This is a genomic window from Faecalimonas canis (assembly GCF_054601575.1).
Genome location: NZ_BAAHSI010000005.1, coordinates 83337 through 94887, shown reverse-complemented (window position 1 = coordinate 94887; position 11551 = coordinate 83337). Strand labels below are relative to the sequence as shown.

The window sequence follows — 11551 nt, the reverse complement described above, 5'->3', positions numbered from 1 at the left end:
TATTTCCCGACAGCCCCTTCCGCTATTATCTCATAAATTCATTAATAACGTGTAAAACCCCATCTTCATCGTTGGATTTTGTAATATAATCAGCACTTTCCTTGACAAGAGGCTGTGCATTCTCCATAGCAACGCCAAGTCCTGCGTATTCAATCATTGTCAAATCATTATAACCGTCCCCACAGCAAATCATAGAGTCTGCAGTCAATCCGATACTATTTAACAATTTCTGCAAAGAATGTGCCTTATCGATACGTTGAGGCATAATTTCTAAGAAGAAAGGTTCTGACAGATAGATATTTAACTGGGAGTGGAAGTGTGATTTCACGGTTTCTAATGCCTTGGCGATTGTTGCTTTATCACCTGTGCCGAGCAATTTGTTTATTGGAAATGCAATCTCAGATAGAAAATCATTGGTTTGTACAATTGGCATCTGATTGATGCGGGATTCCAATTCGGTAAATTGATTTGTTCTCATACTTGATAAAATATGTGTATCTGTGTAAGTGAGCAAATCCATATCATAGCATTTGAGCATTTCATAAATTGGGCGTATTACTTCAGGGGGGATTGTTCTGTTGTACAGAAGTTCTTTGCTGCGGCAGTCAATAATTTTAGCGCCGTTGAATGATAAAATATAACTACCGTATTTCTCTAAATGCAGTTCTTTTGCCAGCGGCAGAATACCCGGTGTGGGACGACCGGAGGCAAGAACAACTTTTTTCCCCTTTTCCTGAATATCAATTAATGCCTGTTTTGTCGGCTCTGTGATTTCTTTTTTTGAGTTTGTCAGTGTTCCGTCTAAATCAAGAACAAGAATCTGATAGTCCATAATTTCTCCTAATGTAATTTTTGTAACGTTTCCACAATTTCAGGAAATTCCATGCTGTGAGAAGCCTTTACTAATATGGTATCTCCTTTTTTCACGATAGAGTGTATTTGTGAAAGAAAATCTTCTTTTGTGGCGAAATAAAGCGTTTTGCTTTCTGATGTAACAGAGTTTGCGCCGCTTACAAATTCCTGTGCCAATGTTCCTATACAGCAGATAAGGTCAATTTCTTTTTGGGCAGCATATGCTCCGACTCCGTAATGTAGAATTTTCTCATCTTCTCCAAGTTCGCCCATATCACCTAAAATGGCAACTTTGCGTCCAAGAGCGTTTGAAAGTACATCTAAAGACGCTTTCATGGATACAGGATTTGCGTTGTAGCAGTCGTCAATAATAAGAAAATCTTCCGTTTCAATCAGATTATTTCTTCCGGAAACAGGAACAAGATTTTCAATTCCTTTTTGAATTTCTTCGTTTGTTAATCCGAGAGAATAGCCGACACACGCACCGGCAAGTGCGTTATAGACCATATGTGCCCCCGGAAGATGAATTGTTGCATTTACCGTTCCGTTTGGAAGGTGAAGTGTGCAAGAAGTCCCTTTTAAGCCGAGAGAATGTACATCAGTTGCATAGTAGTTATGATGATCGGACAGACCGAAAAATACAGGAGTAACTCCTTTTACATTTTGTACCGTAATCAGTTTATCGTCATCGCCGTTTAGAATAATTTGTGCGCCGTCACGCATAAAGTCAAACATTTCTGTTTTGGCACGGAGAACGCCGTCACGGTCAATTAGATTTTCTAAATGGCAAAAACCGATATTTGTAATCACACAAATATCCGGACGGGCAACTTTTGCAAGGCGGTGCATTTCCTCAAATTCATTGATACCCATTTCCAAAACGGCAACTTCGTGTTCTTCTCGAATATTGAAGATAGTTAAAGGAAGACCGATTTCGTTGTTGAAATTCCCCTCTGTTTTCAATACGGAATATTTCTGTTCAAGGACGGATGCAATCATTTCCTTTGTACTTGTTTTTCCGACACTTCCCGTAATTCCTACTACTTTAATATCAAGAGCCAGACGATAATATTCCGCTAAATCTTTTAACGCCTGTTCGCAGGAATTAACGAGGATATAAGAATAAGGAACATTTCCTAAATTTTTCTCAGATAAAGCACAGAGAGCACCATTTTCCATAACCTGTGGAATAAAGTTATGTCCGTCCACTCTGGCACCTTTTATGGCAACAAAAAGGAAGTCTTTTTCAACTTTACGGCTGTCAATAACAACACCACTTACTTCTGAAGAAAGTTTATTGTTATCTCCGAAATATGTACCGCCGCAGGCTGTAGCGATTTCCTGTAAAGACATATGTTTCATGGAAAGGCTCCTTTCTAATTGTATTTTTCTAATGATTTTTGAATAATCAGTTCGCAAAGATCACCGTAAGAAATTCCGGCTGCCTGTGCTTCTTTTGGCAAAAGACTTGCGGAAGTCATTCCCGGAAGAGTATTTACTTCAAGGCAGTAAATTTCTCCGTTGGCATCTAAAAGGAAATCGGCGCGGGAGTACACATCTAATTTTAATGCTGCAAATGCTTTTTCAGTTGCTTCCTGCATTTTTTTAGCGATAGCATCATCAATGTGTGCCGGACAGATTTCTTCTGTACAGCCATCCTGATATTTATTTGTGTAATCAAAGAAACTTGATTTTGGAATAATTTCAATAACCGGAAGTGCTTTTCCGTCAATGATACCTACCGCAAACTCACGTCCTTTAATGTACGGTTCAATAATGATTTCATCTTCGTATTTAAAAGATTCTTCTACGGCAGTTTTATACTCTGCATCTGTCTGTGGAATGTATACGCCGATACTTGAGCCTCCTGAACAAGGTTTTACAACAACCGGAAGGGAAAGACCTAAATCAGAAATCGGTGTGTTTTTGTCGGCTTTTTTTAACCATGTTCCCGCAGGAGTAGGAATATCGGACATTTTGAAAATCTGCTTTGTAATTCCTTTATCCATTGCCAATGCACTTCCAAGGGAATTTGGTCCTGTATATTTGATGCCGAGAATATCAAAGGTTGCCTGTAATTTACCATTTTCCCCAATGTCACCGTGAAGTCCCATAAATACAATGTCTGCCATACGGCAAAGTTCGATAACATTAGGTCCGAGTAAGGATGGTGACTGATCCGGTCTGGATGCTTTGATTGCCGCTAAATCAGGCTCGGTTGTTTTAATACCTTCAGCGATTTCCAGACCACTATTTTCTAAGGTAAATACTTCTTCCAGTTTGTCGGAATCGTATTCTAATCCCATGAATGCGTCTAATAGGAACACATCATGTCCTCTCTCTTTTAATGTACGGCAGATTCCGGCACCTGAGGAGAGAGAAACATCTCTCTCTGTGCTGAGTCCGCCTGCTAATACGATGATTTTCATAGTGTAATCTCCTTTATTGCTCTTTCAAACTCATTTGATTTAATAAATCTTTTTTTACTGTATATAATTTCTCTGATAAATCTACATAAACACGGTGAGGGTAGACAAGACGTTTTGTTTCATCCCAAAGTGTTTCTTTTTCCCTGCGGCAATAGTCGGCAATATCCATAACAGACGGTGTGTCATATACGCATGCACCGTTGATAAAAATAGGTTTTAATAATTCACGAACCTCGTAAGTGCCGCCTTTTAATAATGTTTTCTTCCATGTATCAACGGGATCGAAAAGAAGTAAATCTTCTTCGCAGTTTATTATTTCGTCTGCAAAACAGATGAGGTCTGCTTTAATCTTTCCGGTTGTCTTTTCGTAAATGCGGAAAATGGTCTTGTTTCCCGGATTTGTAATTTTTTCAGTGTTCTCCGATAATTTGATTTTCGGAATGAAATCCCCGTCTTTGTTTTGAATGGCGGCAAGTTTGTAAACACCGCCAAAAGATGGGCAGTCTTTTGAAGTGATCAGGTGAGTTCCGACACCCCATGAAGTGATGGCTGCACCTTGCATTTTTAAATCGTGAATTAAATATTCATCCAAATCGTTGGATGCAGAAATATATGCGTCTTCAAAACCTGCGTTGTCTAACATTTTTCTTGCCTTTTTAGAAAGATAAGCAAGGTCACCGCTGTCCAGACGGATTCCGTAGTTTTTCAATTCAATACCGGATTCGCGCATTTCTTGGAATACGCGGATAGCGTTCGGTACGCCGGATTTTAATGTGTCGTAAGTATCCACAAGAAGACAGCACGAGTTTGGATAGAGATCTGCATACTTTTTAAAGGCGGTGTATTCATCAGAGAAACTCATAATCCAACTGTGTGCGTGAGTTCCGCTAATCGCAACACCAAACTCTTTTCCAGCAAGAACGTTTGATGTGGCAGAACAGCCCCCAATCATTGCGGCTCTTGCTCCGTAAAGTGCGGCGTCAGGACCTTGAGCGCGTCTTAAACCAAATTCAAGAACACGGTCATTTCCTGCTGCGAAAGTAACACGAGCGGTTTTTGTGGCAATAAGTGACTGGTGGTTGATGATATTTAGAATTGCCGTTTCAACCAATTGTGCTTCCATAATCGGTGCGATTACTTTAATTAGAGGTTCTTTTGGGAAAACAACTGTCCCTTCAGGAATAGCATAAATATTTCCGCTGAAATGAAAGCCGCTTAGGTAATGTAGGAACTCTTCGCTGAAGATATTTAAACTGCGAAGGTAATCTACATCCTCGTAAGAAAAATTAAGATTTTTAATATATTCTATTACTTGCTCCAATCCGGCAGCAATGGAATATCCGTTGTTGCATGGGTTTGCACGGAAAAACATATCGAAAACGACAACATCATTTTCTCCGCTTTCAAAATATCCCTGCATCATTGTTAATTCATATAAATCAGTTAATAGGGTAAGGTTTCGTGTATTCATCTTTTTATCCTTTTACCTTCAATCTTATTTTTACAGGTTATTATGTGTATGACAAAGCATACTTATTTTATTATACCATTAAATAAATAAAAATGTAACGCTAAATGCTATACAAAATGCAAAAATGCAACGCTATAAAAGCGTTGCATTTTTATTAATTGTTTCTTGTATAATATTTTGACAGTATGCGCCAAAATGTTTTTGGTCTTCTTTATCCAAAGATTTGTAATTAATCGGCTTTCCGTATTCAAGGACAACATGTGCTTTTTTGATTTTTGGAAAATGGTTTTCAAAAATTTCTGAAGTGTTGTTCATGGAAATCGGAATAACCGGACAGCCGGTTTTTGTGGCAATCTTTAACGCCCCGTCTTTAAATGGGAGCATACTTAATTCTTCCCCTTTATTTCTCGTTCCTTCAGGGAAAATACAGATAGAAATACCCTGCTTTACATAGTCAATGGCAGTGAGAATAGTCTTTAGTCCCTCCTTTGCATTTTCACGGTCAAGGAAAAGACAGTAGAGATTTTTCATCCAGTTTCTTAAAAGAGGGAACTTCAGCATTTCTTTCTTTGCCACATAACCTGTCAGCCGTTTGCAACGAGAATAAGTTAGAAGAATGTCGAAGAAACTTCTGTGATTTCCGATGAAAAGTACGGGTTCATCGGGAACATTTTCTTCCCCGATTACAGTCACCTTTACACCTGTAATCCACAGAATGAATTTGAATGCATACTGCACAATGCGTAAGCAACTGTAGTCTTTTGCCCTGCGATTAAATTTTCCGATAATCCATTCTACAATGAGTACGGGAATGAAAAGAATTAAAAATAAAATAACGGTTGAGGCAACCAATATAAAACGTATCATAACGCAAATCCTTTCTAATATCTTCCATATAAATGAGATAATTCCAGCAGTTTTTCAGCCAGTTCATCCGTCAGCATTTCTTTCTTATAACGCCATGCCCAGTTGTCCATTGCTACACCCGGACAATTCATGCGTCCTTCCTCACCGATGCCAAGAACATCTTGTAAAGGGAATATGGCATAAGTGGCGATTGTGCCAAGACAGGTACGAATGAAATCAAAATGAATGGAACTTCCGTCCGTGTTCATGTAACGGCGGACTTTATCTCGTGACATTTCATTGGCAGATTCATACCAGCCTTTTGTTGTATTGTTATCATGAGTTCCCGTGTAGCAAATGCAGTTTGTTGTAGTGAACTGATGTGGGAGAAAACTGCTTTCTGTTTCTGATTCAAAGGCAAATTGCAGTACTTTCATGCCCGGAAAGTGAAAACGATCGCGCAGACGCTCTACTTCCGGAGTAATGACTCCCAAATCTTCTGCGATAATCGGTAAATCTTTTCCAAGTGCTTTTTCTATGGCGAGGAAAAAATCTTCCTTCGGTCCAGGTTTCCATTTACCATTAATTGCGGTTTCTTCCCCATAAGGAACTGCCCAGTATGCTTCAAATCCACGAAAATGGTCAATTCGTAAATAATCCGAAATCCCAAGTTGATTTTGAATGCGGGAAATCCACCATTGAAATCCGGTTTTTTTGTGCGTGTTCCAATCGTAGAGAGGGTTTCCCCAAAGTTGCCCTGTTTCTGAAAAATAATCAGGCGGAACTCCTGCCACAGATGTAGGAAATCCTTTGCTGTCCAATTGGAATAACTCCTGATTCGCCCAAACGTCAGCACTGTCGAGGGAAACAAAAATCGGAATATCTCCGATGATTTTGATGTCTTTTTTGTTGGCATATTCCTTTAACGCATACCATTCCTTAAAGAAAATAAATTGCACAAAACGGTGATAACGTATCTCTTTTGCAAGAGAATTTTCCAAATTTTTCAAAAAAACTTTGGATGGGGAACGGTATTCCTTCTCCCATTCAAGCCAACTCTGTCCGTTGTGTGCTTCTTTACATGCCATAAAAAGTGCATAATCATCAAGCCAAAAGCGATTGTTTTTGTAAAAAGAGTCATATTCTTCCAAAAGCATTTTATCTGCGGTATGACGGTAGTTTTCATAGGCTTTGTAAAGAATGTCTGTTTTCCATAGGATAACATCCCCATAGTTGACTTTTTCTTCGTCCGTACAAGGACAATCTTCTAAGTCTTCTTTCGTTAAAAGTCCGAGTTCTTCTAAATGTTTTGGGCTGATTAATAAAGGCTGCCCTGCAAATGCGGAGAAACTCTGATAAGGTGAATCTCCAAATCCCGTAGGCCCGAGTGGGAGAATTTGCCATAAATGTTGTCCCGCTTTTTCTAGAAAATCTACAAATTGATATGCTTCATTGCCTAAATCTCCGATGCCGTAAGAAGACGGCAGGGAAGTCGGATGGAGCAGGATGCCGGAACTTCGGGCAGGTATCTCATATGTTTTTTCTGCTGTTTCAAAAATCATAGTGTGTTCCTTTCTATGCTTTTACATGATAAAGAATATTATACTAGAGGGTACATAAAAAGACAAGGAAGATAATAAGATATAGGGAGAACACGAGGAGAGAGAAGCGGATGAAAAAGGCAATTCTTTGTTTCATCTGTATCGGCATACTCCTTTCATTTGCAGGCTGTTCTATAAAGAAAAATCAGCGGGAAAACGGAAAGGATGCGAAGTTTACCATTATAAAAGAAGAGATGATACCGGAAGAATTAAAAGAGGAAATAGGCAAAAAAAGGGGAAAGCCGTTCAGATTTACATATGAAGATAAGGGAATATTGTATATTGCACAAGGTTATGGGGAAAAACAAACTACCGGATACAGTGTAAAGGTAAAAAAATGTGAAGAAACAGAAAATGCAATTTATTTTCACACAAATTTAATCGGACCGTCCAAGCAGGAAAAAGTAGTGAAAAAAGAGAACAATCCTCATATAGTGGTTGCACTTAATGCTTCAGGAAAAACGGTCATATTTGAGTAGGAGGGATTTTATGGAATTTATGAAAAAACAGATGCACATAAACCGTATGGAAAAAGGGATTACCGATCAGTTTTTTGTGGATGATGATTATAATGTTCCCGATGCAAAAAGGGATGTTTCTAAAATCGTCATGAGTAAAGGTGAGGCAAAGGTGGAGGAAATGAAGCCTTTGGAAAATTATGTTCGGGTAGCAGGAAATGTATATTTTCAAATTTTATATGTGACGGAAGAGGGGGAAACAAAACTGACTTCTCTGGAAGGAAAATGTCCTTTTGAGGAGATGGTGTATGTGGAAAATGGTGTGGAGGAAGGAACGTATACGGTTAGAAATTTGCGGACGGAATTTACGGCGTCCATGATTCATTCACGAAAACTGAGCATCAAAGCGTTAGTAGAAATGGAAATTGGCAGGGAAGTGACTGAAGATGTTCCACTGACAACGGAAATTGAAAGCGAAGATACTTTATATAAGAAGAAAAAGAAATATCAATTGTTGCGGTTACATACGGGTAAAAGAGATACATATCGAATTAAAGAGGAAGTTGTTCTTTCGGGAACAAAAGAAAATATGGGGATGCTTTTATGGACAGACGTCACCAATCGTAAACTGGATACGAAATTGGAGGAGGATGCTCTTCACCTGTCGGGAGAGTTAAGCGTATTTTGTCTGTATGAATCCCCTGAGGGAAAGATGGATTGGATAGAGCAGGCAGTTTCTTATGAGGGACAGGTAAGTTGTTCCGGCGTAGATTCGTCTATGTATCACTATGTTATTGCAAATTTAGATGAAGTCAATGTGGATATGCGAGCGGACGAAGACGGTGAGATGCGTTCACTCGGTATAGAAGGAACGCTTGATTTGAAAATTTCTGTTTACGAGGAGGAAGAGGTGGAATTACTTGAAGATGTCTATTCACTACGGCATGAATGTAATTTGAAGAGGGAAAAAGTAAGGAGCGAGGAACTTGCCCTTCAAAACCATTCAAAATGTAAATTGTCGGAGCAGTTATCTGTGCCGGAACTTCGGGAAGATATTTTACAGATTTGTTATAACAGTGGGGAAGTACAGGTAGAAAAAATGGAGAAAGGGCAGCAGGGCATTCAGATTGAGGGAATACTTCATTTACAGTTTTTATATGTAAAAGAAAGTGACGAAGTCCCATTCGACACATGGCAGGGAATGATACCGTTTTCCTATCTTATTGAATGTGACGGAATGAATGAGGATACAATATTTGACGTAAACTATGGGTTGGAGCAACTTTCCGTATCTATGCTGGGAAGTGGAGAGGTGGAAGTGAAAGCGGTTTTATCATTCTGCAGTTTTATCCGTCAGCAATTATGGCAAAATGTGATTGCAGATATGGAAGCAGTCCCTTTCGATATGGAAAAAATCGGAAAAGAGCCGGGAATTATAGGTTATATTGTTAAAGAAGGAGATGAATTGTGGGATTTGGCAAAACAATACAGAACAACGGCGGAACGCATTCAGGAAGCAAACGGATTGAGTAAAGATGAAATAAAAGAGGGAGATAGGATATTGATTTTTAAGGAGAACATGAGTATACTCTAGGTATAATGTATACAGAATACAAAAGGGAAAGGAGTAGCGTATGGATAAATTAGAATTAAAAGCACTGGCGAAGATAAATTTAGGGCTGGACGTTTTAGGAAGAAGAGAAAATGGATACCATGATGTGCGTATGGTCATGCAGACAATTTATCTCTATGATGATGTGTTTATGCAGAAGACGAAGGAAGAGGGGATTCATTTAGAAACGAATCTTTTTTATCTTCCGGTAAATGAAAATAATATTGCATACAAAGCGGCGAAGCTGCTTATGGATGAATTTCATATTGAAGGAGGCGTATCCATTCGGTTAAATAAATTTATTCCGGTGTCGGCGGGAATGGCAGGAGGAAGTTCTAATGCGGCGGCAGTTCTGTTTGGAATGAACAGAATGTATCAACTAGGACTTTCCCAGCAGGACCTTATGGAGCGAGGGGTGAAATTAGGAGCAGATGTTCCGTACTGCATTATGAGAGGAACGGTTTTGGCGGAAGGAATCGGTGAGGAATTAACTCCTCTGCCGGCTCTTCCGAAATGCTATGTTTTGATTGCAAAACCGCCTGTCAGCGTTTCAACAAAGACGGTGTATGAGAAATTGGATGCATTGGATATTGTAAAACATCCGAACATTGACGGCATTTTAGAGGGATTGGAAGAACAAAATTTAGAAAAAATTACGTCTAATATGGGAAATGTTCTTGAAGAAGTGACAATCGGTGATTATCCGGTAATTGAGAAGATTAAAAAGGTCATGCAAGATGCCGGTGCGTTAAATGCCATGATGAGTGGAAGCGGTCCGACTGTTTTTGGTATTTTTACGGACAGAAAGGCGGCAAAAAAGGCGTATGCGGAAATAAGAAAGAAGAGACTGGCGAAACAGGTTTATGTAACCAATGTGCATAATACGAGAGGAAGATAAATAATATGGAATCAAATTTTCAGGTAAATATGAATGAATATCTGCCGCTTCGTGATGTTGTTTTCAATACATTGCGTCAGGCGATTTTAAAGGGAGAATTAAAGCCGGGGGAAAGGCTTATGGAAATTCAGTTAGCGAATAAACTTGGGGTGAGCCGTACTCCGATTCGAGAGGCAATCAGAAAATTGGAACTGGAAGGTCTTGTTCTGATGATTCCAAGAAAAGGGGCAGAAGTTGCCGAGATTACGGAGAAAAGTCTTCGTGATGTTTTGGAAGTGCGAAAAGCGCTGGAAGAACTTGCTGTAAAACTTGCCTGTGACAGAATGACAAAGCAGCAGATGATACAGTTAAAAGAAGCGGCAAAAGAATTTGAGGAAACATTAAAAACAAACGATGTGACAAAATTTGCGGAGGCAGATGTGAAGTTTCACGATGTTATTTTTATGGCAACCGATAACCAACGTCTTATTCAACTTTTAAATAATTTTAGAGAACAAATGTATCGTTTTCGTGTAGAATATTTAAAAAAGAAATGTTTTCATGCTACTTTGATTGCTGAGCATGAAGACATTATTAATCGTATTGAAAAACACCAGAAAGAAGAAGCGGCAGCAGTTGTCTGTCGTCATATTGACAATCAGGTGGAAGCGGTTATTGATACAATCCGAACAAAACAATAAAAGAGATGTATAATCTTTTCCAAAACGGTAACACTCTGACTAAGAAAGAGAGGTTACATAAAATGGGAAAAGAAAGAAAATGGATTTGCGTGGCGGCTGCCATGCTGATTGCAGGAATTGTAACAGGAATGGTTATGTACAGACAGTCTGTTTTAGTGGAAGCGAAAGTGGAAAAGACACAGGAAAGACTGGCAGCGGAAGTATTGCGGTTTCATGTTCTCGCTAACAGCGACAGTGAGAAAGACCAACAGTTAAAGATGAAGGTAAAGGAAGCAGTTATAGAATACATGAAACAAGAATTGCCGGACGCCAAGAGTGTGGAAGAAACGAAAACGTGGACAGGCAGTCACGAAAAAGAATTGAAAGAAGTTGCGGACAAGGTAATTAGTGAGGAAGGGTATAATTATCCGGTGAAAGCCAAATTGACAAAAAGTTATTTTCCCAAAAAAACATATGGAGATGTGACATTTCCAGACGGGGAATACGAGGCGCTTCGTATAGAAATCGGAAAGGCGGAAGGGCATAACTGGTGGTGTGTACTTTATCCGAATCTCTGTTTTGTGGATGCAACAAACGCAGTAGTACCGAAAAAGAGTAAACAGAAGTTAAAATCCGTACTGGATGAGGAAGAATACGAGATGGTGACAGCGACATCTAAGTTTAAAATCAGATGGTTCTTTTTTGGCAGAGAATAAAGAAGAATA

General features: G+C 39.2%; 11 protein-coding genes. 5 read left to right on the top strand and 6 right to left on the bottom strand.

Going from position 1 to position 11551, the window contains the following annotated elements:
* Positions 1-25: 25 nt before the first annotated feature.
* From ACYPXO_RS01785 to malQ, 6 genes are all read right to left on the bottom strand, one after another.
* Positions 26-832: a Cof-type HAD-IIB family hydrolase gene (locus ACYPXO_RS01785; protein ID WP_459638982.1), complete on the bottom strand. Its 807-nt coding sequence runs from the start codon at positions 830-832 to the stop codon at positions 26-28.
* A gap of 8 nt (positions 833-840) precedes the next feature.
* Positions 841-2214 (bottom strand): UDP-N-acetylmuramoyl-tripeptide--D-alanyl-D-alanine ligase, encoded by a 1374-nt coding sequence (locus ACYPXO_RS01780; protein ID WP_459638981.1) that lies wholly within the window; start codon positions 2212-2214, stop codon positions 841-843.
* Positions 2215-2228: 14 nt separating this feature from the next.
* A complete protein-coding gene (locus ACYPXO_RS01775; RefSeq protein ID WP_459638980.1) occupies positions 2229-3281 on the bottom strand; it encodes a D-alanine--D-alanine ligase family protein in 1053 nt (350 codons plus the stop codon).
* 13 nt (positions 3282-3294) lie between these two features.
* A complete protein-coding gene (locus ACYPXO_RS01770) occupies positions 3295-4752 on the bottom strand; it encodes a nicotinate phosphoribosyltransferase (RefSeq protein ID WP_459638979.1) in 1458 nt (485 codons plus the stop codon).
* A gap of 132 nt (positions 4753-4884) precedes the next feature.
* Positions 4885-5619, bottom strand: coding sequence for a lysophospholipid acyltransferase family protein (locus tag ACYPXO_RS01765; protein WP_459638978.1), 735 nt, complete (start codon positions 5617-5619; stop codon positions 4885-4887).
* A gap of 14 nt (positions 5620-5633) precedes the next feature.
* Complete coding sequence (gene malQ / locus ACYPXO_RS01760; protein WP_459638977.1) at positions 5634-7160, bottom strand: 4-alpha-glucanotransferase; 1527 nt, start codon at positions 7158-7160, stop codon at positions 5634-5636.
* 110 nt (positions 7161-7270) lie between these two features.
* Here malQ and ACYPXO_RS01755 point away from each other — a divergent pair, with 110 nt between their 5' ends.
* From ACYPXO_RS01755 to spoIIR, 5 genes are all read left to right on the top strand, one after another.
* Positions 7271-7678, top strand: coding sequence for a protease complex subunit PrcB family protein (locus tag ACYPXO_RS01755; RefSeq protein WP_459638976.1), 408 nt, complete (start codon positions 7271-7273; stop codon positions 7676-7678).
* 10 nt (positions 7679-7688) lie between these two features.
* Complete coding sequence (locus ACYPXO_RS01750) at positions 7689-9251, top strand: DUF3794 and LysM peptidoglycan-binding domain-containing protein (protein ID WP_459638975.1); 1563 nt, start codon at positions 7689-7691, stop codon at positions 9249-9251.
* Positions 9252-9291: 40 nt separating this feature from the next.
* Positions 9292-10167 (top strand): 4-(cytidine 5'-diphospho)-2-C-methyl-D-erythritol kinase, encoded by an 876-nt coding sequence (gene ispE / locus ACYPXO_RS01745; RefSeq protein WP_459638974.1) that lies wholly within the window; start codon positions 9292-9294, stop codon positions 10165-10167.
* A 5-nt stretch (positions 10168-10172) separates the two neighbouring features.
* On the top strand, positions 10173-10847 hold the full coding sequence (locus ACYPXO_RS01740) for a GntR family transcriptional regulator (RefSeq protein ID WP_459638973.1): 675 nt from the start codon (positions 10173-10175) through the stop codon (positions 10845-10847).
* Positions 10848-10909: 62 nt separating this feature from the next.
* Positions 10910-11542 carry a stage II sporulation protein R gene (spoIIR, locus tag ACYPXO_RS01735; protein WP_459638972.1) on the top strand — a complete coding sequence of 211 codons (633 nt, stop codon included), beginning with the start codon at positions 10910-10912 and terminating at the stop codon, positions 11540-11542.
* Positions 11543-11551 lie beyond the last annotated feature (9 nt).

Bases quoted from the DNA above. Each gene is read 5' to 3' on its own strand.
- ACYPXO_RS01785 (WP_459638982.1), bottom strand. From the start codon at position 832: ATGGACTATCAGATTCTTGTTCTTGATTTAGACGGAACACTGACAAAC.
- ACYPXO_RS01780 (WP_459638981.1), bottom strand. From the start codon at position 2,214: ATGAAACATATGTCTTTACAGGAAATCGCTACAGCCTGCGGCGGTACA.
- ACYPXO_RS01775 (WP_459638980.1), bottom strand. From the start codon at position 3,281: ATGAAAATCATCGTATTAGCAGGCGGACTCAGCACAGAGAGAGATGTT.
- ACYPXO_RS01770 (WP_459638979.1), bottom strand. From the start codon at position 4,752: ATGAATACACGAAACCTTACCCTATTAACTGATTTATATGAATTAACA.
- ACYPXO_RS01765 (WP_459638978.1), bottom strand. From the start codon at position 5,619: ATGATACGTTTTATATTGGTTGCCTCAACCGTTATTTTATTTTTAATT.
- malQ (WP_459638977.1), bottom strand. From the start codon at position 7,160: ATGATTTTTGAAACAGCAGAAAAAACATATGAGATACCTGCCCGAAGT.
- ACYPXO_RS01755 (WP_459638976.1), top strand. From the start codon at position 7,271: ATGAAAAAGGCAATTCTTTGTTTCATCTGTATCGGCATACTCCTTTCA.
- ACYPXO_RS01750 (WP_459638975.1), top strand. From the start codon at position 7,689: ATGGAATTTATGAAAAAACAGATGCACATAAACCGTATGGAAAAAGGG.
- ispE (WP_459638974.1), top strand. From the start codon at position 9,292: ATGGATAAATTAGAATTAAAAGCACTGGCGAAGATAAATTTAGGGCTG.
- ACYPXO_RS01740 (WP_459638973.1), top strand. From the start codon at position 10,173: ATGGAATCAAATTTTCAGGTAAATATGAATGAATATCTGCCGCTTCGT.
- spoIIR (WP_459638972.1), top strand. From the start codon at position 10,910: ATGGGAAAAGAAAGAAAATGGATTTGCGTGGCGGCTGCCATGCTGATT.